A 19,878-nucleotide genomic window follows, 5' to 3' on the forward strand; every position below is an offset into this window, starting at 1 on the left:
AACATGACCCAGTGCTCCGATGGTCGCCGTCAACGCATCCACATCACCGCATTCCAGCGTCAACTTCACGCCGTTCGGCAGCGACGCGCTCACCTTGGCTGGATCTTCGGCCGTGCCTTACTCTGAAGCGCCATAAAATGCCGGATTCGTTTGGCACCCAGACGAATCGAGTAAACCGCTGCGGTTCCGGAGATGCTATCGATTCGGCAGTCAAGAGACGCCGGCATCATCCCCTTTGGCGACAATCTTCCTGAATGGCTTCCGAGCGAACTGCCCGAGGATCCCGTGCTCCGAGCAGATATCGCGACAAGGATTTCGAGAAGTACCGACGGCAAAAATGCGCCGGACGACACGGTGGTCACAAAAGCCAGGCTGGATCACAATCTGTTTGAGAAACAGGACGAAGCTGACGCCGCCTTCGATCGAGAACCATCTGTGGTTCCGTTGCTCCTGGTCCTTAATGTGCTCTCAATGTTGCTACTGGTAGGGTACGCGCTCGCTCGTCGGTATTTTTCATGACGCCCATTCACCTCTAGTGCGCCATCTCAATTTCGAATTTGATCCGAGCGTGCAGCAAAACCTCGCCGGTCTCGGTGCGAACGATCATCGCAAAGCTACGGTCAGAACCGTCTGCCTTGTCTTTCACGATAGCGGCCAAGGCCTTTGCTGCCTCGATCCTGGCAGCTTCCACGTCTGGAAGATCGGTGCCTTGATCGTCCGGGTATAGGTCGTTCGCATCCGCGAAGTCGAAGAAATATCGCGGCATTTGCCATTCGGTCGGGACTACCTGAGACGAAGCGATTTTGCAGCTTCTGTCACGGGGGCGCGCTCGTTGCCGCAGGTCTTGATCAACTGACGAAACTGGTCGGGCGTCAGGCCGTTTTGCTCGGCGAAATGTTCCACCTCATAGTCTTCGTCCGCGGATACGCGGTTGCGGTCTCGGAAATCCCGCTTGCTCCTGTCGTCAGCCATTCTGGTCCTCCCTCGAGTTGGATCAACAGCAACGTCGGCAAACAGCTTTCGTTGCCGCGGCCCCGCGGAATCATGATCCGTTCACTCTGGCTAATATAAGCTTTGTAGCTATATTGACTGGGTGCGTAAAATTGTAAGTACCGGCGGGGCCGTCTCGAGTTCATTCCGCCGATGGAGCCAAGCTGGTCGCGAAGCCACCCGAGCGTGAGCACTGGATTCACGAGATCAAACTCGACGGCTACCGTACCCAGATCGTCATCAACAGCCCTGACGATATTCGCATCTTCACCAAAAGCGGTGCGGACTGGACGAGCAAATACACCGGCCTTGTGGAAGCCGCGCGCGAGCTCGACGTCGAGAACGCGATCTTCGAGGGCGAGGCGGTGGTCACCAATGCGCCCGAGAGGCAGCCGGCGAGCGTTTCGTCCTGGTCGGTCTGCCTTATGGCGGTTGGGGGAACTTTGCCCCGGGAGTCAAATTCTCACTTCGCCTGATAGATGGATAGATGCAAGGGCTCGAATCCGGCTTCCGAAAGGAGTGTCGGCTCAAGCCCAGGCGACGCCGGAGCACTCCGGAGGACTCGGAAGCGTGACCGCGGCTGCGCCGAGCGGATCCGCTGCCGCTGGCCCGAAGCCCACGATGAGGGAAACGCGCGGGCTCCGCTTCCGCTAAGGCTTCAGTACGACCTTGATGCAACCATCGTTCTTGTCGTTGAACGTCTGGTAAAGATCCGGTCCCTGTTCAAGGCTAGCGCGGTGAGTGATCACGAAGGAGGGATCAATCTCCCCGTTCTCAATGAGCTCGAGCAACTTGGGCAAGTAGTGCTGGACCGGGGTTTGCGCCATTCGAAGGGTGAGCCCCCGATTAAGCGCAGAACCCAAGGGGATTTTGTCAAGAAAGCCGCCGTAGACACCAACAACCGACACCGTGCCGAAGTTGCGGGCGCAGTGGATCGCTTGGCGCAGGACATGAGGACGGTCAGTTCCCATGAACGTCGCAACCTTGACCCTGTCCACCATCGCATAGAAGCTGGAGTTGGCGAGCGGCTCGGTGCCTACCGCGTCGATACAAGCGTCGGCGCCACGTCCTTTAGTCAGTTCCTGGATACGGTCGTAGACATCTTCGTCAAGGAAATCGATGGCAAGGGCGCCCGCGCTCCGTGCCGCTTCGAGCCGCTCAGTCACAGTGTCGATTGCGATGACACGCCCTGCGCCGAGTAGGAACGCGCTGCGGATGGCCATCTGACCGACCGGCCCGCATCCCCATATGGCAACTGTATCGCCTCGCTGGATGTTGCAGAATTCCGCCGCCATGTAGCCTGTGGGAAATATGTCGGAAAGAGCACCTGCTCGTCCGTCAAGTCCGAGGGAACCTTGAGGGGACCTACATCGGCGAACGGCACCCGCAGATACTCGGCCTGGCCGCCTGGAAAGCCACCCAGGAGATGGGAATAGCCAAACAAGCCGGCAGGTGAATGGCCCCACATCTTCTCGGCTTTCTTTCTGCTTTTGGACGGATTAGATCGCTCGCATCCAGAGTAAAAGCCTCGCTTGCAGAAGAAGCACTCGCCGCAGGCAATCGTGAACGGCACTACCACGCGGTCACCGACCTTTAACTTGGAGACCTCCGTCCCAACCTCCACGACTTCGGCCATGTTTTCGTGGCCGAGGATGTCACCGCTCTCCATGTCTGGAATGATGCCGTTATAGATGTGAAGATCGGAGCCGCAGATCGCGCAGGCCGTCACTTTAATGATGGCATCTGTGGGCGTTTCGTTTTAGGATCAGGTACGCTCTCGCAGCGGATGTCGTGTTTGCCGTGCCAGGTGAGAGCGCGCATCAGAGCCTCGCGGTTTGACGCTATACGCGCTATTGATCATTTGGTTCCAACACCATAAAGAGCAAGCCAACTTCAAATGGCGGCGCGCCAGCCGCATCAAGCCAAGCCATATCGCCTCTATCGCCGACCACGTCTCAGCGGCCGATGCTGGCGAAGGGATTGCCCTTTGTTGACAGCCATCGCTCGGCTTCGAACTGAGCTTAGGCCCAAAGCGCGCGACGATCTCCAAGAAATCAGGACATACAGAAGAAACTGCGCGACCGGCTGGATTCGCAGGGAGATTGAAGCGGTGACGAGCGCGGCCGCGGAGGCGCTGAGATCGGATCGCGTAGGCCCGAGAGGAGTTCTTGACTACTGCTCCGGAACCGCTGAAGTTTGCGGATGATCTCGCACGGCTTGGGCAATATCCGGACTGTATTTCGTTGCAGTGCAACTTCGGTTCACGTTGGCGCGTGCATCGAAGACCTCGTTCTCGCAGACCCGCTTGGCGAGCTCGATCGGGACGTGAACTGCCAGCGGGACCTCCACCTCGGAGATTCCAAGCTCCCTTGCAATCTGCTGTTTCACCTCTTGCCTGCCGAGCGAAACGTCGACGCCGGCACCCTGCGCATCTTTGGTAGTCGGTGATGGGCCTTGGCCCGGCAAATCTGGCTGGTCGGTCTGGGCAAATGACTGTACGGCAGAAATCTGCAACGCGACCACGGCGAGCCGCAAAATTCGGCGGGGGAATACTCTCATGCGCCACTCCTGCATGTGCTCTTAACAACTGCAAAAGCATTTGAAGGGTTCCAGAGGCGGGTGTGCGCTTAGCGGAACCGATGTAGCCCCGCACTGACAGGTGCGAAGTGGCCGCGTTGGCGGACCTTGGACCGCGCTGACGGTGATGCTCGTCCCGTAGGCGACCGGCCTCGCACTGCTGCTCTGAGCAGGCGGTCCTCGGCTTGGCACTACATTTCCTCAACCTCGATCCGCGCGCACAGGCACGCCCGTCCACCAAACCCCCGCCAGGTGCAACAGCGCTTCCTAGACCGCGCTGTGCTCGTGTGCGGCGGGCTTTTTTATCCACATGCGGAACAACTGAGCCTGGTCCAAGGTTAGGTGCCGGCAGCAAGTTCACTCCTGAAAGACTGTTCCCCGAAGAAGCTCAATTTTTGTAACTCTGGTCGACGGGCTCTATTGCGCCGCGAACACGGATCAGTTCGTCGCTCAGGCCATCCGCACGTAGCGGCACATTGGGAAACAGAGTCCATTGCCGCAGAGGGCCAGGGCAAAGGCCAAATTGGGATCTCGGTAGGCTTCTGTGTTCTGTCGGCCGGGCTCTCCTTTGCCCAGACGACGAGCGGAACTTCGAACGGAACCTCATCCAACGGAACCTCGAGCACGACAACCATGCCCAGCACGACGGATCAGGGCACCGGCACGACGAGCAGCGGTACCAACATGTCCGGCGACCAGGGCACCGACACGACCACCACCGGCGGCACCACAAATCAGAACTCGGCCAGAGACTGCGCGCCCGGCCAGCAGACTGGCAGCGCTCAGCAGGCGGCGCCTGGTCAGCAGGACACGACAGCCAATACCGCCGCGCCGGGTCAGGTGAAAAAGACGGACGAGGGTTGTTGATGGCATCGGCTCGGCTGGCGAGCAAGTTGCCGCCAGCCGAGCATCAGTTGAGGAACCGTGCGCTTGAGGGCAATGCAAGCGAGACCGAGCCGCGTGCGCTCCGCCGCAATAATCGCGGTTCGGAACCCAATCCTGCGTGAGGATTCCTGCGGCGGTTGAATCGTGATCGTCGCGCAGCCGTGACCAGCAGTGCCGCCCGCAGGCCCGCCGCGTGCGTTGGCGGAATACCGCTGCCAATCGGGCGCGCGCCATCTTCGTTGCTCAGTCCAGCTCGTCCTTGCGTGACCGGGTAAGACCGATTGGTCGAGCCTTTGTTCCTGTGGTGGACTGTCCGGAGCTGGGTGGCGAATGAGGAACAAGGAGGGACGTGCCAAGTTCGGGGCGATGTACCACCGCCGCCGATCTACTCGAGCGGCTGCTCAGCAACAAGAGAGGCACGGGATCACATGACCGTTCAGATTCGACTTTCCGAGATCGACCACGCCAGGCGCGAGGATCTTGGCGACGGCGCTTGGAGCATCGCACCGGACTTGGGCTATTTGAGGCTAGCAATCGTCAATGTCGTGTTCTTCGGCGCACCGGGCAGCGGAGATCGGAACTGGATGCTGATTGATACCGGGTTGCCGACGTCCCGCAGCAGCATTCTTGCCGTCGCGGAAAAGCGGTTTGGCACGAACGCACGGCCAGCCGCGATCATCCTGACCCACGGCCATTTCGACCATGTGGGAACGGTTCTAAACCTTGCGAATAAGTGGGACGTGCCTGTCTTCGCGCATCCACTCGAGCGCCCCTATTTGGACGGAACCGCATCCTATCCGCCACCGGATCCCTGGGTCGGGGGTGGACTTATGGCGCTGCTTTCGCCCCTTTTTCCACGCGGGCCAATTGATCTTGGCAACCGTTTGGAACTCTTACCTGCCGACGGATCGATCCCCGGAATGCCCGGATGGCGATGGCTACACACACCCGGGCACGCTCCTGGGCATATCTCGCTCTGGCGCGAGAAGGACCGCTCGCTGATCGTAGGGGACGCTTTCATCACCACCGGTCAGGAGTCAGTCTATGAGGTCGCCGTTCAGGATCTTGAGATGCACGGTCCGCCGCGCTACTTCACGCCGGACTGGGATGCGGCGGAAAGATCCGTGAAGCACCTGGCTGCCCTGAACCCGCAGATGGTCATCAGTGGACACGGTGCGGCTGCTGCGGGAGTGGGCATGCGTCAAGCTCTTGACAGCCTGGCTGAGCGGTTCAGGGTGTTCGCCGTCCCGCCGAAATTGAAATTCGTGCGCGAGCCGGCGGCAGTCCAAGGTAGCTGAGGCTAACCGAGCCGCCGTCGTTCTGAAATATGGTCAAGTTGGGCAGACTCTATTTCTCGGCGCGCGAGGAGCTAATCAGAAGCATTGCGCGCGATCTACCCGAGACAGTCAACGAGATGACGCCGAATGGTGAATGGCCGCCTGAGCCGACACAAGGCTTGGATAAATCGACCCTGCTCGAGGATGTATCCTAGACCGCCTAGTCCAGCCCCGCCTGGTCGGCGAGATAAAAGATGGCCTTCGGATCGCCGGGTACCGCCTCGCTGAACTGGATCCTGCTATTCGGCTGGATGATGCCGAACAGGATTTCGCGGCGCGCCTTGCAGCCGATGTCGCGTAGATCGTGGCCGTCGACATGCATGATGTCGAAGGCGCCGAGGATCATGGCGTAGGGGTCGCTGAACCGCCTTCTGCAGCGCGGCGAAGTCGGGCAGCCCTGCCTCATTGGTGACGACCGCCTCGCCCTCGAAGATCGCGTTCTTGACCTCGAGCTCCCTCGCGGCTTCGACGAGGCCGGTATATTTGCTCGTCCAGTCGGCGCCGGGTTTGGTGAAGACACGGATGTCGTCGGGGCTGTTGACGACGATCTGGGTGCGGTAGCCGTCGAGCTTGATCTCGTGAATCCAGTGTTCGCCCTCGGGTGGCTTCGGGACCAGCTTGGGCTCGATCGGCGGAATGAATTCGAGGCGGCCCCTGCTACTCAGTGGTTTACGCACGGAATCGAGTCTAGGCCCGATCGCACTGGCGACTAGGAGAACGTACCCATGATCATTTTATTAAATTAGCAATGATGCATGAACGGGCGTATAGTCCAGCCCAGCCGGGGCGAACGCTCTCAGCCGGTAGCTGCAGCGGCCAAATCGTCGTCTCCCAAATGCCGTCGGGCTATCCCAACAGGTTATGACGGGTGACGACTTGAGACGGGATAAGCACAATCCGCCAACTATGAGGGGCAAAATCAACGGGTCGCCGGACAACGACGAACCGGGGCATTTGGAGTTCTGTCCAATTTGCGGGCAGACATTCGATAAGCGAAACCTTGTCGAAGTGCTGCATCATCACCTTCCCGAGCATGAGCCGTTCGCGATGGATAGGTGACGCACATAGAAGCCGCCCCGGTTTTCTCGCCGCACGTGCCAGGACCGAATTTCGAACTGAACCGCATAGCGCGGGGGGGCACGCGAGCCACTTGTCCGATCACCCGCTCAGAAATTTCTCTCAAACATTCCCGAGGAACAAGTCCGGCCCCTAGATGGTTCGGTCGTATGCAGCATGCAGGTTCGGCCATGGTTGAGGTCGACAAAAGGAAGCAGAAGGTTATCGCCGACCTTATACGACGGTGGATCACGTCAGAAGCGATCCGTGACTACCTCCGCAAGGCGCTAAACCTTCCGGTAGAAGAGGGGCTGCCGGACGAGCATAAGTCTTTGCTTGACGAAATTGATCAGGCCGACAAAGAGTGAGCACGTGTTAGCTGTGAACTGCCCACGATGTTTGGTTAAAAACTTACGCGGCCAGACTCATCGCCCTGATCGGCTTAGAGTTACTTCCGTAAGGGAGTGCTCTCATGCTGCCGTTGCCCCACGCCGTCGATCCAAGGTAGTTGCTGAGGCGGCGTCCTCGATCAGTTCGGCTATTAGCGTGCGGACCGTAAGTCGCGTAATCGGGGTACGTTGCGTTAGGGAGCCTTTAGTTCGTCGCAATTCAACACTGTTTGTCACCCCATGACGTGCTCCCCGTTTTGTCCGCGTCTATAAGTTAGCCCTGTTCACGTTGTGATCCTTGACGGATCGGGTTGCATATTCAAGCGGGGTGAGCCCATCGAGGCTCGTGTGTGGGCGATTCACATTGTAGTCGATCCTCCATTCTTCGATGCTGTTGCGGGCGTGCCGATAGCTGGTGAAGAGCCGTTCGTTGAGGCACTCATCGCGTAGCCGACCATTGAAGCTTTCCACGAAGCCATTCTGCATCGGCTTGCCCGGTGCGATGTAGTGCCATTCGACATGCCGATCCTCCTGCCAAGCCAAAATGGCGTTCGAGGTCAGCTCGGTGCCGTTGTCCGACACGATCATGCAGGGGTAGCCGCGATGTTCGGCGATGATGTCGAGTTCGCGGGCGACACGCTCACCCGAGATCGAGTTGTCGACGACCGTGGCCAGACACTCCCGGCTGAAATCGTCGATGACGCATAGTATCCGGAAGCGGCGACCATCGGTCAGCGTGTCGGAGACGAAGTCGATGCTCCAGCGCTGGTTGGCGCCCTGCGGCATCGCCATCGGCGCCCTGGTGCCCAAGGCCCGCTTGCGACCACCGCGCTTGCGCACCGTCAGCCGCTCCTCGCGATAAAGGCGATAGAGCTTCTTCCAGTTCACCGCCACGCCTTCGCGCTTCAGGAGAAGGTGCAGCCGACGATAGCCGAAGCGCCGGCGTTCGGCGGCCAGATCCCGCAGCCGCTTGCGCAAACCGGCATCATCCGGTCGGGACGGACGGTAGCGGTAGACCCGCGGCTCCATGCCGACGAGCCCGCAGGCGCGACGCTGCGAATAGCCCTTGTTCTCGATCGCCCAGGTCACGGCAGTCCTCCTCGACCCGGGCGTTAGAAGTTTTTTCCGAGCATCTCGCGCAAGGTCGAGACGTCGAGCATGGCATCGGCCAGCAGACGCTTCAGCTTGCCGTTCTCCTCCTCAAGGCTCTTCAGCCGCTTCGCCTCCGACACATCCATGCCGCCATACTTCGAGCGCCACTTATAGAAGGTCGCGTCGCTCACACCGTATTTGCGGCACAGATCCGTCGCCGAAAGCCCAGCCTGGTGTTCCTTCAAAATGCCGATGATCTGTTCGTCAGAAAATCTCGATCGCTTCATTGCCTGTCTCCTCATCCGAGGAACAGGCTAACCTCAAACCGAGGACATTTCAGGGGAGCACGTCACCCAGCCTCATGTTCCTTCAAAATTCCGATGATCTGCTCTTCAGAGAAGCGGCTACGTTTCATGTCCTGGTCCTCTCGATGGCCAGAACGAACTTCAAACCGGATTAGATAAGAGGGGCAACGTCAATGCAGAACGAAGGTTGGCAGTAGACGAGAGCCTCCGCAGAACCCGCTTTCTCGGTTGGTGAGGCAATGATGCCGATAACGCCCGCCGCTTGGCGTTGGATTCTGTTAATCTAAGTCCCAGGATTTGCGGCCTCGGACGGAAGAGACCGAGGCCCGCTTCTCTAGGAACAATCTCACAGTTCGGCAGTTCTCTTTTGTCACAAAGGAGATTTGAAAATGTCAGAGTCGCGAGAATGGCTGGTGCAATGGCTTCGGGACGCTCATGCCATGGAGGAGCAGGCCGAAACAATGTTGAACGGGCAGCTAAGCCGCATTGAGAACTACCCCGAACTCAGCGACCGAATGCGCCTGCACCTTGATGAAACGAGACAGCAGGCTGCTCGGCTGAAAGCCTGTCTCGACCGGATGGATGAGGGTTGGCGCAGTCGTTGAGCGGCTTCTTTGCCGCCGACGAGGTGATGAAGGGTTCCCTCGCGAGCTATACGTTCGAACACATGGAAATCGCCTCCTACACTATCCTCATTGCCGCCGCCGAATCGCTGGGCGAAACCGAGGTCGTGCGGGCTTGCGAAGACAACCTCCGAGAGGAGGTCGCGATGGCGGAATGGTTAAAAGACCATCTTCCGTCGACAACCGAGGAGTTCCTCGCGAGGGCCGAAACGGAAAGCGACACTGCTAAGCGGTGATCTGCGGCACCTGGCTGAGCGGTGCCTCGTCGGACGCGCAGCCCGTCACCCAAGTCGGGCACGTCACCTCGAACAAAGGGCGTCGTCGTCGGCTCGCCGTATTCGCTCTGCGCCGCGTTAGCATCACGGGACCACGCAATAGCCGCGGCATGTTTGCTCGCAAGAGCGTTCGCGGTCCTTACTGCCAGATCTTCCGACTGCTGCTCTGCTGGACCGAAGACAGGCTGAATGTGCCCGGTCTGTCGCGGTCGAAGGCGGTGACCACAATCAATTGGGAGCCTTCTGCTGCGGTAGGAGCTCTCTCGCATGCTGACTGCCTTCCTCTGCCGCCAACCTGTTCGGTGTCGCTGCGACCATCTTCGGAGGTGCCATCCCCTGCTAAACTCATGACTCAAAGTAGCGGCCGCTAGAGCCAGCCCACGCTCTAGGTGTGAGCTTTCAGAGGGTTGTCCATTCGGACCGGACCGAGGAAACTGGAGTTACCAGGCTTCAGCACTCACCGGAGGGTCCGAATGAACATCCACAAGAATGCCCGTCTCACGCCGCTGCGTCGAGAGGAGATGGCGCTGTCGGTCATTGAGGGTCGTCTTTCCCAAGCCCATGCGGCACGCGTCTACGGCGTGTCGGCCAAGATCGTGGCGCGCTGGGTCGAGCGCTACAAGGCCGAGGGCAGCAAAGGCATGATCGATCGTTCCTCGCGACCTGCCCGTATGCCACAGGCCACCGCCACGTCGATCGCCGAGCGTATCGTGGCGCTGCGGCGGCGGCGTTGGACCGGCAGTCACATCGCCATGGAGGTCGGCGTCTCGCCCGCCACCGTCAGCCGGGTTCTCAAGCGCGCCGGGCTGTCGCGGCTGAGTGATATCGAGCCGGCCGAACCGGTCCGGCGCTACGAGCGCGAGCACCCCGGCGAGATGATCCATATCGACATCAAGAAGCTCGGCCGCTTCAGCCAGGTCGGCCATCGCATCACCAGCGATCCGCAAAAGGGCAAGTCGCGCGGCGCGGGCTGGGAGTTCGTCCATGTCTGCATCGACGACGCCTCCCGCATCGCCTTCTCGCAAATCCTGCCCGACGAGAAAAAGGAAAGCGCCATCGCCTTCCTCAAGGCGGCGGTCGCCTATTACGCCAGCCTCGGCGTTGCGATAGCCCGCGTCATGACCGACAACGGCTCCTGCTACAGGTCGAAGGCCTTCGCCAAGGCCTGCCGCGATCTCGGCCTCAAGCATGTCACGACAAGGCCCTATACACCCAAGACCAACGGCAAGGCTGAGCGCTTCATCCAGACCGCGCTCAGGGAGTGGGCCTACGCCATTGCCTACCCGACATCCGACCACCGCGCCGCCGAACTGCCGGTCTGGCTGCACAGATACAATTGGCATCGCCCCCACGGCAGCTTAAAGTCAAAACCACCCATCAGTCGCCTCGCCTTAACCGAGGACAACCTGTTGAGGCTCCACATCTAGGGCAGCGTTGGCGACGAGAAGCGCCTTGACTACTTCTCTGGCCCCACCATGGGCATATGGCCTCGTTGGTCGCAAGCTTCCAGTCGGCGGCATCAAGTTGCTGTTCCTGCGATCTCCGCTTTGTTGTCCCGTACCTGTTGGTCTCTCTGGGGCTGTAGCAGCACGTGTTGGTGGAAGTCGTAGGCTCGGCACCGAATGGAAGCTCAGCAATGCCCGGGGCTGGGCAGCTTCTGATATTCAATGCTGGGTTCTGCAAAAGTAAGCGAAGGTTCCAGCCGCGTGACCTGAAGGAAATCTTCGGGGACATTGAGCCGGAATCGTGGGGGTGAGCTGCGAGCGACTGCGGAGGTTTCCATCATCAAGGCGACTGCATGGCCGGCCCTGGGCAATTTAAGCACTGGGTCCGCCGTCTTACGTGGCGCGCGCTAACGCATTCACTTTCTTGGCGGCCCCGAAGCGGCGTCGGCGAGCGCCTGGCTTGCGAGTTTTGCTTTGATGTCGCGCGCCATCCGCAGATGCTCGAGCACAGTCGGCAAAGTATCTGAGGCGAAATGCTGGAGGTCGGCATCCTGGCCCGAACCGATCTCCCACTCGAGTAGTTGCACAGTCTTCTGGTGATCGGTGATCTGGCCGCTGATATAGGCAAGGTCGAACGCAGCCCCTTCGAGCTTTTCGAGCTTGGCGCGCAGCTGCTTGTGCTCGTCGTCGAGCCCCTGCGGCAGTGGGATCTTGTCGGCTTCGGCAAGCGATTTCAGTTTCACGTTTGCCGCTGAGTGGTCGTCGACCATGCGGCTGGCAAATTCCTTGATGGCGGAATGGCTGGATTTTTTCGCAAGATTACCGACATCGACTTCTGCCGTGCCGCCGGCCAGGAAAAGCTGCGCGAACAGCCGGTCCTGATAGTTCGTCTGATGCGGGATGGGCTGACCCGGCGAGTCCATCAATGTGTCCGGGGCATTGCCGGCCGGATTTCCGATCTGCGCAAAGAGAGGCGATGCGCAGAGTGCCGTCAGGCCCAAGGTCGTTGCAAGAACACGCATGAAAACCTCCACCGAAGATGTGCCGATCGGCCGGCCCGCCGCCTGTCAAAGTGCGAGCATATAGGCGACGAGATCATCCTTCTCGTCCTGGGTGAGCTTGACGCCGAGTACCAGGTTGAAAAACTCCACCGTATCGGCCAGCGTCATCAGGCGGCCGTCATGCAGATAGGGTGGCGTGTCCTTGATGCCGCGCAGCGTAAACGTCTTGATCGGCCCGTCGGGCAGTTCCACCATGTCGTTGACGGTCCGCCCGGGTTTGTAGAAGCGCTCCAATTTCAAATCGTGCATGTTGTTGTCCATGAACGATGTTTGCGGGTCATGGCATGCCGAGCAGCGGCCCTTGCCCATGAACACCCGCTCGCCCGCCAGTTCCTTTTGGCTGGCCATGGCGGGATCGAGCTTTCCGAACGCATCGAGCTTCGGCGCCGGCGGAAAGTCGATGATGTTCTGCATCTGCGCCATCATCGCCACCTGATTGGTGCGGTCTGGCAGGTTGGCGCCCTTCCTGGTGGCGCTGACATGGTCGCCATTGAAATAGGCGGTGCGCTGCTCGAATTCGGTGAAATCCTCGACCGAACGCAACGACCGTTTCGATCCATGAATTTGCTGGTTGAACAGGCCGCGCAGGCTGGTCGAATCGAGGCGGAAGCGCGCTGCCTGCGGCCTGATATCGGGCGTTAGATGAAAGGCGGCATTGGTGTTGAAATTGGCGTGACAATCGAGGCAGGCCACTCCCATGCTTTGCCCAGCCACCTTGCGGTCCTCGGTTTGGTTGAATTCCTCCTGCGGGAACGGCGTCAACAAAAGCCGCAGACCCTCCATCTGCACCGGCGTGATGATGCCGTTCATGATTTCGTAGTAGTTGCGGATGGTCAGCAGCTCGCCGCGCGACACGTCGCCGAGTTCCGGATGAGTGGTCAGGAATATCGGCGACGGAAATTCCGGCGTAAGGTGATCGGGCAGGTCGAAATCGACATCGAACCGTCTCAGGTCGCGCCCTTCCTGCCGGCCGACTTCGCGGATCTCTTCTTCCGGAAAGACCTGACCTCCGGCCGCCTGTTTGACATGCGGCAGCGGCAGGAAGCCGTCAGGCAGCAGATCGCGGTCGCGGATCTCGCCAGGGCTCATCTCAGCCAGGCCCTGCCAGGTTTGGTCCTTTGCCAGCTTCACGCGGACGCCCTCCTGGACCGGCTTGGTGCCGCCGGACATTTTCACGCCCGGCATGGGACGGTCCGCAAGGTCGTATCGCGCGTCCAGCAAGGCCTTCTGGCGCGCCATCACGCGTGGCTTCTGTGCCTCGTCGTCGGCCTTGACTGCCGAGAACGGACGGGCCGGCAGCGGCCGGTAAGTGAGATCGGGCGGCAGCGGATCCGATAAGGCGCTGAGGCTGGCGGCAACAACGACAAGCGCGCACGGAACGCCCGCATTCCACACTCTGCGCATTTTTCCCTCCTGGCTGGATTTACGCCGAACCACACCGCGCGCGATTTGTTCCCCGCGGGAAAAAGCACAAGTTTCGGATCGGGTATCTTGGGACGGGTGCGAAGATTCGTGACTTATGACCTCTGCCCGCCAATTGAGATTTGGTCGAAACTCCCCAAGAATCTCGCCAGTTTCTCCCGGTGGGGCCAGCAGCTTGGAGCGGGATCTTGGAGGGCCGCTAGGCGTGACTAGCGAGCCTTAGGGTGCTCGCCTTCGAGCGAACTCGTGCGCTCAACCAAATGGGAACGAGCCATGCGAACGAAGTAGGTGGCGTACTGCCGCAGTATCCAAGCCACAGGGCGCCCGCCAGTCGGTCAATGCGGCACCGCACCTGCACTTTTATGTCTGAGCTTTGGCGGTGCGGCTACTCTATGTATTCGCCTCTGTCCTCAGCTTTTGCGCCGCTTGGACACTTCTTCTCCTGACATTGGCTTCGGGTATTTTCGCCAATGCCAGACTTGGCTGTAAAACTATAAAGAAGGCCCGCAGCGACAAGTACCAAAAGCATGCCGAGCGCCGCCACCTGCCAAAGACCAAGCCCGCACGCCACGCCAATCGCGCCAGACAGCCACATGCCCGCACCGGTCGTCAGCCCGTGGACCTCGCCCCTCGAAACCAAAATCGATCCGGCAGCAAGGAACGCAACGCCGGCGGTAACCGCTTCGACGACACGGATCGGGTCGACATTCACGGATTCCTGCAGAAACATGGGCGCGTGGACGATTTCAATCGTCAGGATGCCGAACGTAGCCGCTGCCACGCAGACCAAAATATGCGTGCGAAGCCGTGCAGGCCGATTTCGCCATTCCCGTTCGAAACCGATCGCAGCACCGAAGATCGACGCCAGTAGAAGCCTCGCCGCAATGACTGGAAACGGGACGTATGTCGGAGGGCCGAATTCTTGGAGAAGTTGTTGCATGAGTAGCCCAGGTTGCCCGACACAACGTGATCGGGATGGCCCGGTTCCCCAAGCGCTGCGGGTGCCGCAGCTGTGCGCTGTTTTGAATTTCGACCTTGGGGTGTCGCATTATTTGCATGCAAACGACATTTGCGACGCTATCCTCCCCTTCCTCAACGTACCATTCTGGGAGGAATGCATGGCTGCGAATGAGCATCATGCCGTTGAAATCGTGAGGGCGAAAGAGTGGTCGGTTCGCGTGACGGTCAATGGTACGACTGCCACGGTCCCTTTCACAGCTGAGAGCTACGCGCGCTCGTTTGCAGACGGTCAGGCGTTCCGGCTGGGCGTTCAGGTCGCGGAGCTCAAAAGGTCGGCTTAGCAGCGGGGTTTGTCCCAACGTCACGGCGCCCCGACCAGCCCACGTATCTCCGACAGCGTGGGTCACATGGTGCCGCCAGGCGCCGGGCGGCCTGAGGAGCCCGGATAGCGACCCCAACTCGCAACCTGCATCGTGGCGCACCGTCGAATCGCTGAAGAAAGTCGCGGAGCCAGCGCTTTGATTAGTGGCTTCGGCTGCGGCCACAGGCTGCGGGCTAGTTCGTCGCGTCCGGCAGGTCACTCAGGAGTACGCTGGCACGAGCCTCGTATCACGTAAAGGCAACGCCATAGTGAAACGCAGGCCGTCTGGATCGTAATGCAGTTCGATCTTTGCATTGCACTGCACTGTAACCACCCTTTCGAGCAATGTCGTTCCAAAGCCTCGTCGAGTCGGCGGCTGCACAATGGGGCCGTCCCGCTCCTGCCAATGAAGATGCAGGATCTGCTCACCTGCGGAATCTGGTATCCACCATTGCACTTCAAGGCGGCCTTGCGGGCGCGAGAGGGCGCCGAATTTTGCTGAGTTGGAGGCAAGTTCATGAAGCGCCATGCCGACAGGTATCGCAATGTCCGCGACGAGGGCCACATTCGGACCATGCAGTGATATTCGCGGCTCGCCATGGATCTCGTAGTGCCTCAGTTCCGACTCAAGCAACTTCTGTAAAGAGGCCGTCTGCCAATAGTCGTCTGTAAGCATTGAGTGCGTGTCGGCAAGCGACACGATTCTTGCGGAGAAATCACGCACGAAGCTGTCGACGCTATCGCTGGACCGGGCCGTCGCTCCCATCATCGCTCGCACATTGGCCAGGGTGTTTTTGACCCGGTGATGAAGCTCGCGGATCAAGAGCTTCTGACGGTCTGCGACCTCCTGTTTCTGTTCAAGGTGGGACTTGACCTCGAGCTGGCGTGCACGGGCACGCAACGCCGACCGCACCGAATTGGCCAGGCTTGAGGCCAGGAAAGGCCTTTCGAGAACGATGAGATACCGATCCAGAAACGCAAGACGCTGGTCGAATTCCGTTCCCCGCATTGCCAGAAGAACCACTGGAAAATCGGACCACGCAGGTTGGTTACGCAGCCAGGCGGCGAATTGGCTCCGGTCGGAATTGATGAGCGCTTCTTCGGCGACGACGAGGCAGTGTGCGCTGTCGAGAAGCCGCAAAACCTCATCCAGATTTGCACAGATGCGTGTGCCGATCCCGTGTTTTGCCAGAATCGAGGCGGCTAGCTGAGCGTCTCGACCAACCGGGGCGAGCACGAGTACGACAGGTTCTTTCGGCGTCATGGCTTCTTGTCAGCGAGCAGATCGCTTTGTTTGCCCTCAAAAAAGGGCACGCCTGTAAGTATTCCCCTGAATTGGTCGAGCGGCTCGCCGACAGCTATGCCCTGGCTGCTGACCATGAATTCACGAATAGTGTCCTCATGAGGGCCAACTCGCCTCTTCACCACCGAAATCGCTCGTCGGATGCGACCGCCACTTTCGAAAAACCTCAGCAACATCACTGCATCAGACAGATAGGTCATGTCGATTGGCGCCGCCGTCTGGCCGATCAGCCCGTGATTGGCGAGCAGCAGGATCGTGACGACGCCCTTCTGGTTGAGGTAGGTGAGAATTTCATGCATCTGCAGCACAAGGTGCTGCTCTTCCGACATCGAATTCAGATACCCTGTGAGGCTGTCGATCACTACGATCCGGGCATCAAACCGCTCGACTGCGATCTGGATCTTTGATGACAATTCGCCGGGTGAAAGATCAGCCGGGTCGATCTGTTCGAGCAGGAGCATTCCGTCTTGCAGGAAGGCCTTGAGATCCATACCGACGCCGGCTGCACGTCCCAGGAAAATGCGATCAGTTTCATCGAACAGCAGAACCAGGACGCGCTCACCGCGCTGAAGCGCTGCATGACAGTAGGAGCAGGCTATGGTGGACTTCCCCACACCCGAAGGGCCGATCAACAGCGTGCTTGTGCCCCGATCGAGGCCACCGCCGAGCAGAGTGTCCACGGCATTTCCGCTTAAGGCCGGCGAGCCGTGTTCGGCTTCAGGGTGCTCGGCGGCGACCAGTCGCGGAAAGACCGTGACCCCGCCCGGCCGGATGACAAAGTCGTGGTAACCGCCACGTATTTGCACCCCACGCATCTTTATCACCCGCAGGCGCCGCCGCTCGCCACCATAGATCGGGGTCAGTTGCTCCATGCGGATGACCCCATGGCTGATCGAATGCAGGTTGAGGTCATCCTGCTCGGCCGTGAGGTCGTCGAGTAACAACACCGTCGCATGGTTGAGCAGAAAGAAGCTTTTCAGCGCCAGGACCTGCCTGCGGTAGCGTAGCGAGCCCTGCGAGAGCAGCCGGATTTCGGACAGAGAATCGAACACGACGCGCTGTGGCTTAATACGGTCGATCTCAGCCAAGGCCGCCTGCACGGTCTCCCCGAGTTCCAGGTCAGAAGAATGCACGAGCGTCTGCAACTGGGAGGGATCAAGGCTGAGTTCTGGAGGAACGAGTTCCAGAATTTCAATCCCGGCCAGAGTCCAGCCGTGCCTGCTTGCCACGGATATAAGTTCGCGCTTGCTTTCGGATAGCGTAATGTAGAGGCATTTCTCGCCTTGCGAGGCCCCCTTGATAAGGAACTGAAGTCCGAGCGTGGTCTTGCCTGAGCCAGGCCTTCCCTCAACGAGGTGTGACCGAAATTTGGCATAACCCCCGCGCAAAACATAGTCGAGGCCTTCTACCCCGGTCGCTAATGGTGAGGCGTCATCTTCGTTCACGTTGCCCCTCATGTACGTTGCTGAACAGCGTAACGATTGTCAGTTTTGATGGTTCCAGAAGGCCGAAAGGCGCTGGAAGAGCCTCCTCTACAAGCTGCTCACGACGCCGTTCATGTCGGTGAGGCTGATTGGTGCTGGGCCCCCACTGCAAAGGTTCCCCTTTGCTCGGAAGGAGGCCGATAGTTAAATTCGTACAGCAACGATGACAGACCGGAGGCGTTCGTAGGCGATGTATTTTGGATTCTCAAAAATCGGCAGCAGGTGATTTGGATGGGCCCGGTCTCTTTGCAAACGTGCCGCTCCCAGCTTCGGGGGTTGGATCGGAATAGAGGATGTCCATCGGCAATTGTTGTCTCGAGCACTCGCAGTCGCCGGAGAGCACTTGAACGTATAAGTGCAAACTTGCGATAACAACCAAAGTAGGTCCACAAATCTTGTCTTCAGTTTTGTCGTCAGACGTGCTCATCCGCAAAATTCGAAGAATCGCTGATATCAGCGACGATGACGCTGCGGTCCTGCGGGGCATGTCGACTCAGGAAAAGGATGTCGCAGCCAATCAGGATATCGTATCGGAAGGCGATAGCCCCACAAATTCGTTTGTGGTTCTGGACGGCCTGGTGTGTTCGTCCAAGTATACTGGTCAGGGAAGACGGCAGATCACCAGCTTCTTTGTCGCAGGAGATATTCCCGATCTGCATGGCCTGCATCTTTCTGTGATGGATTGCAGCTTCTCGAGCCTGACGCCAAGCAGACTAGGCTTCATCCGGCATAGCGTTCTTCGCCCAATTTGCGAACAGCATCCGCGTATCGCGACGGCGTTCTGGCGATCGACCCTCATCGACGCCTCCATCTACCGGGAATGGGTCACCAATGTGGGGCGACGCGAGGCCTACGCCCGCACAGCCCACATCCTATGCGAGCTTATCGTGCGTTTGCGGTCTGTCGGACGCATCGAGGGCTACGTAGCGGACCTCCCCCTCACGCAGGCCGCTCTTGGCGATGCTCTCGGCTTGTCGACTGTTCACGTGAACCGCACCCTTCAGGAACTGCGCGGCGACGGCCTGATTGCCACCTCAGGCACAAGGCTGCGTGCTCTCGACTGGCCCCGCCTGGTCCGAGCAGGAGACTTCGATCCGACGTACCTGCACCAAAGGGACCTTGCTTAGCTTTTGATGAGGATGCCGATCGCATGCGACGATATTTTTTTGACAGCGGCGATGCTGAGCATCTTGTTGAAGACGACATGGGCGTGGAATGCGAAGGGATCGCGGCAGCCCGCCAAGCAGCTGTCGACGGTCTGATAGACTTGGCGCGGGAAGCACTGGGAGGTTCGGAGCAGCAACAGCTGTTGGTGGATATTCGTGACGAGAGCGGGCGAAAGATCCTGAGGCTCAGCTTGATTCTCAAAATCGAGAAGCTTGAACTCAGCGCTTCGAGATGAGTCTGGGAATGGTGCATTTTGCTCAACAGAGACGGGCGACTGGTTCGCTCGGGGCGTCGTTGTCGGTCCAACTACAGGCGCCATCATATCGGCGGCAATGGTCTGACTGCTACAATGTGGCCAGCCTGCAAAACCGAGAACCTCGGGGTTAACGAATGTGAATGCTTGAGCCCATGCCCCAGGGCAAGGTGGCGGGAGGTGCCTGTAGGTGCCCGCTGGATCAGGCCCAGTCGCAATCTCTCCGCGAAGCCTGTTTCTCGAGTTCTTCAACAGAGCCCAACCAAGGCTCTGAGGGAGGCCGATTTTGTCACACAGGGGCGATACCTTGGCTCAGCAGGGCGCTGGTGAACTTTCCATCGTCGAGTTCATTCCCGCATTGCGCGCTTTCGCCCGCGCTTTTTGCCAGGCCCGGGAAGATGCCGACGATCTGGTGCAGGAAACGTTGACGAAAGGGCTGGCCAACATCGACAAGTTCGAGCCCGGAACGCGAATGAAGTCATGGCTCTTCACGATCATGCGGAACACCTACTATACGCGCTTCAGGGCTGCCACGAGGGAAGCACCAGGTATCGTTGACTGCGCCTCGCTTGCACCCGTTTCGCAGCCTGCACAGGAGTGGTCGCTGCAAAGCAAGGAGGTCCACCGGGCCATTCAAAGCTTGCCAAAATCTCAGAGCGGAAGTGCTGATGCTAGTGGGGGTGCTTGGTGTCAGCTACGAAGAGACTGCCGTGATATGCGATTGCGCCGTTGGAACGGTCAAAAGCCGGCTCAGTCGCGCACGGGCAGGCGTGCTAGAGTTTCTAGGCGAAAAATCAGCACAGGAGCTGACAGAAAGACGCGATTACCTGCGCGATGCGCGATCGCTTCAACAATGGCCGGCAACGCCTGACTATAGAGGGCCGGCTATGAGG

At 59.3% G+C, this 19,878-nt stretch carries 19 protein-coding genes and 5 pseudogenes; 11 read left to right on the forward strand and 13 right to left on the reverse strand.

What is annotated here, in order from left to right; translation table 11 throughout:
• Positions 1-102, reverse strand: a pseudogene (locus tag NKI54_RS31880) (IS66-like element accessory protein TnpA); the annotation flags it as partial.
• Between the two features lie 90 nt (positions 103-192).
• On the opposite strand from NKI54_RS31880, the gene NKI54_RS31885 reads away from it, so the two are divergent.
• On the forward strand, positions 193-519 hold the full coding sequence (locus NKI54_RS31885) for a hypothetical protein (protein ID WP_352693625.1): 327 nt from the start codon (positions 193-195) through the stop codon (positions 517-519).
• Positions 520-532: 13 nt separating this feature from the next.
• Here NKI54_RS31885 and NKI54_RS31890 read toward each other — a convergent pair whose 3' ends face one another.
• Together NKI54_RS31890 and NKI54_RS31895 are read right to left on the reverse strand one after the other, a co-directional pair.
• Positions 533-766: a DUF6894 family protein gene (locus NKI54_RS31890; RefSeq protein WP_352642320.1), complete on the reverse strand. Its 234-nt coding sequence runs from the start codon at positions 764-766 to the stop codon at positions 533-535.
• Positions 767-783: 17 nt separating this feature from the next.
• Positions 784-972, reverse strand: a complete 189-nt coding sequence (locus NKI54_RS31895; protein ID WP_352642322.1) for a DUF3606 domain-containing protein — start codon at positions 970-972, stop codon at positions 784-786.
• 182 nt (positions 973-1,154) lie between these two features.
• On the opposite strand from NKI54_RS31895, the gene NKI54_RS31900 reads away from it, so the two are divergent.
• Complete coding sequence (locus NKI54_RS31900) at positions 1,155-1,466, forward strand: ATP-dependent DNA ligase (RefSeq protein WP_352693657.1); 312 nt, start codon at positions 1,155-1,157, stop codon at positions 1,464-1,466.
• Positions 1,467-1,640: 174 nt separating this feature from the next.
• Here NKI54_RS31900 and NKI54_RS31905 read toward each other — a convergent pair.
• Together NKI54_RS31905 and NKI54_RS31910 are read right to left on the reverse strand one after the other, a co-directional pair.
• A pseudogene (locus NKI54_RS31905) lies at positions 1,641-2,811 on the reverse strand (zinc-dependent alcohol dehydrogenase).
• Between the two features lie 351 nt (positions 2,812-3,162).
• Positions 3,163-3,564 (reverse strand): hypothetical protein, encoded by a 402-nt coding sequence (locus tag NKI54_RS31910; protein WP_352693627.1) that lies wholly within the window; start codon positions 3,562-3,564, stop codon positions 3,163-3,165.
• 636 nt (positions 3,565-4,200) lie between these two features.
• Between NKI54_RS31910 and NKI54_RS31915 the strand changes: the two genes are divergently transcribed.
• Together NKI54_RS31915 and NKI54_RS31920 are read left to right on the forward strand one after the other, a co-directional pair.
• On the forward strand, positions 4,201-4,434 hold the full coding sequence (locus NKI54_RS31915; RefSeq protein WP_352693629.1) for a hypothetical protein: 234 nt from the start codon (positions 4,201-4,203) through the stop codon (positions 4,432-4,434).
• Positions 4,435-4,880: 446 nt separating this feature from the next.
• A complete protein-coding gene (locus tag NKI54_RS31920) occupies positions 4,881-5,750 on the forward strand; it encodes an MBL fold metallo-hydrolase (RefSeq protein WP_352594034.1) in 870 nt (289 codons plus the stop codon).
• A gap of 199 nt (positions 5,751-5,949) precedes the next feature.
• On the opposite strand, the gene NKI54_RS31925 is transcribed toward NKI54_RS31920, so the two are convergent.
• Together NKI54_RS31925 and NKI54_RS31930 are read right to left on the reverse strand one after the other, a co-directional pair.
• Positions 5,950-6,195 (reverse strand): DNA ligase-like domain-containing protein, encoded by a 246-nt coding sequence (locus NKI54_RS31925; protein WP_352693659.1) that lies wholly within the window; start codon positions 6,193-6,195, stop codon positions 5,950-5,952.
• A gap of 16 nt (positions 6,196-6,211) precedes the next feature.
• Positions 6,212-6,466, reverse strand: a pseudogene (locus tag NKI54_RS31930) (DNA ligase-like domain-containing protein); the annotation flags it as partial.
• Positions 6,467-7,036: 570 nt separating this feature from the next.
• On the opposite strand from NKI54_RS31930, the gene NKI54_RS31935 reads away from it, so the two are divergent.
• Positions 7,037-7,213 (forward strand): hypothetical protein, encoded by a 177-nt coding sequence (locus NKI54_RS31935; protein WP_352643535.1) that lies wholly within the window; start codon positions 7,037-7,039, stop codon positions 7,211-7,213.
• Positions 7,214-7,501: 288 nt separating this feature from the next.
• Here the strand turns inward: NKI54_RS31935 and NKI54_RS31940 are convergent.
• A protein-coding gene (locus NKI54_RS31940; protein WP_352693631.1) for an IS3 family transposase occupies positions 7,502-8,613 on the reverse strand; the annotation gives its coding sequence in 2 pieces (ribosomal slippage) (positions 7,502-8,358 and positions 8,358-8,613; 1,113 coding nt in all).
• A gap of 407 nt (positions 8,614-9,020) precedes the next feature.
• On the opposite strand from NKI54_RS31940, the pseudogene NKI54_RS31945 reads away from it, so the two are divergent.
• Both NKI54_RS31945 and NKI54_RS31950 read left to right on the forward strand, forming a co-directional pair.
• Positions 9,021-9,490, forward strand: a pseudogene (locus NKI54_RS31945) (ferritin-like domain-containing protein).
• Positions 9,491-10,002: 512 nt separating this feature from the next.
• Positions 10,003-10,956, forward strand: a complete 954-nt coding sequence (locus NKI54_RS31950) for an IS481 family transposase (protein WP_352693633.1) — start codon at positions 10,003-10,005, stop codon at positions 10,954-10,956.
• A 434-nt stretch (positions 10,957-11,390) separates the two neighbouring features.
• Here the strand turns inward: NKI54_RS31950 and NKI54_RS31955 are convergent, their stop codons facing one another.
• The 3 genes from NKI54_RS31955 to NKI54_RS31965 form a co-directional block, all read right to left on the reverse strand.
• Complete coding sequence (locus NKI54_RS31955) at positions 11,391-11,996, reverse strand: DUF4142 domain-containing protein (RefSeq protein WP_352642598.1); 606 nt, start codon at positions 11,994-11,996, stop codon at positions 11,391-11,393.
• A gap of 45 nt (positions 11,997-12,041) precedes the next feature.
• Positions 12,042-13,439: a cytochrome B6 gene (locus NKI54_RS31960; protein WP_352693635.1), complete on the reverse strand. Its 1,398-nt coding sequence runs from the start codon at positions 13,437-13,439 to the stop codon at positions 12,042-12,044.
• 403 nt (positions 13,440-13,842) lie between these two features.
• Complete coding sequence (locus tag NKI54_RS31965; protein ID WP_352693637.1) at positions 13,843-14,397, reverse strand: MgtC/SapB family protein; 555 nt, start codon at positions 14,395-14,397, stop codon at positions 13,843-13,845.
• Between NKI54_RS31965 and NKI54_RS31970 the strand changes: the two genes are divergently transcribed.
• Positions 14,396-14,758 carry a hypothetical protein gene (locus tag NKI54_RS31970; RefSeq protein WP_352693639.1) on the forward strand — a complete coding sequence of 121 codons (363 nt, stop codon included), beginning with the start codon at positions 14,396-14,398 and terminating at the stop codon, positions 14,756-14,758. The genes NKI54_RS31965 and NKI54_RS31970 overlap by 2 nt on opposite strands.
• A 240-nt stretch (positions 14,759-14,998) precedes the next feature.
• Here the strand turns inward: NKI54_RS31970 and NKI54_RS31975 are convergent, their stop codons facing one another.
• Both NKI54_RS31975 and NKI54_RS31980 read right to left on the reverse strand, forming a co-directional pair.
• Entirely contained in the window at positions 14,999-16,042 is a 1,044-nt protein-coding gene (locus NKI54_RS31975; RefSeq protein ID WP_352693641.1) for a sensor histidine kinase, read from the reverse strand.
• Positions 16,039-17,538 carry an ATPase domain-containing protein gene (locus NKI54_RS31980; protein ID WP_352693643.1) on the reverse strand — a complete coding sequence of 500 codons (1,500 nt, stop codon included), beginning with the start codon at positions 17,536-17,538 and terminating at the stop codon, positions 16,039-16,041. The genes NKI54_RS31975 and NKI54_RS31980 overlap by 4 nt, the downstream gene beginning before the upstream one ends.
• A gap of 422 nt (positions 17,539-17,960) precedes the next feature.
• Here NKI54_RS31980 and NKI54_RS31985 point away from each other — a divergent pair, with 422 nt between their 5' ends.
• From NKI54_RS31985 to NKI54_RS31995, 3 genes and pseudogenes are all read left to right on the forward strand, one after another.
• Entirely contained in the window at positions 17,961-18,692 is a 732-nt protein-coding gene (locus tag NKI54_RS31985) for a Crp/Fnr family transcriptional regulator (RefSeq protein ID WP_352693645.1), read from the forward strand.
• 23 nt (positions 18,693-18,715) lie between these two features.
• Positions 18,716-18,967 carry a DUF6894 family protein gene (locus tag NKI54_RS31990; RefSeq protein ID WP_352642606.1) on the forward strand — a complete coding sequence of 84 codons (252 nt, stop codon included), beginning with the start codon at positions 18,716-18,718 and terminating at the stop codon, positions 18,965-18,967.
• A 325-nt stretch (positions 18,968-19,292) separates the two neighbouring features.
• Positions 19,293-19,827, forward strand: a pseudogene (locus NKI54_RS31995) (sigma-70 family RNA polymerase sigma factor); the annotation flags it as partial.
• Between the last annotated feature and the right edge of the window lie 51 nt (positions 19,828-19,878).

The sequence above is a fragment of the Mesorhizobium sp. M0663 genome (assembly GCF_040320585.1).
Taxonomy (GTDB): Bacteria; Pseudomonadota; Alphaproteobacteria; order Rhizobiales; family Rhizobiaceae; genus Mesorhizobium.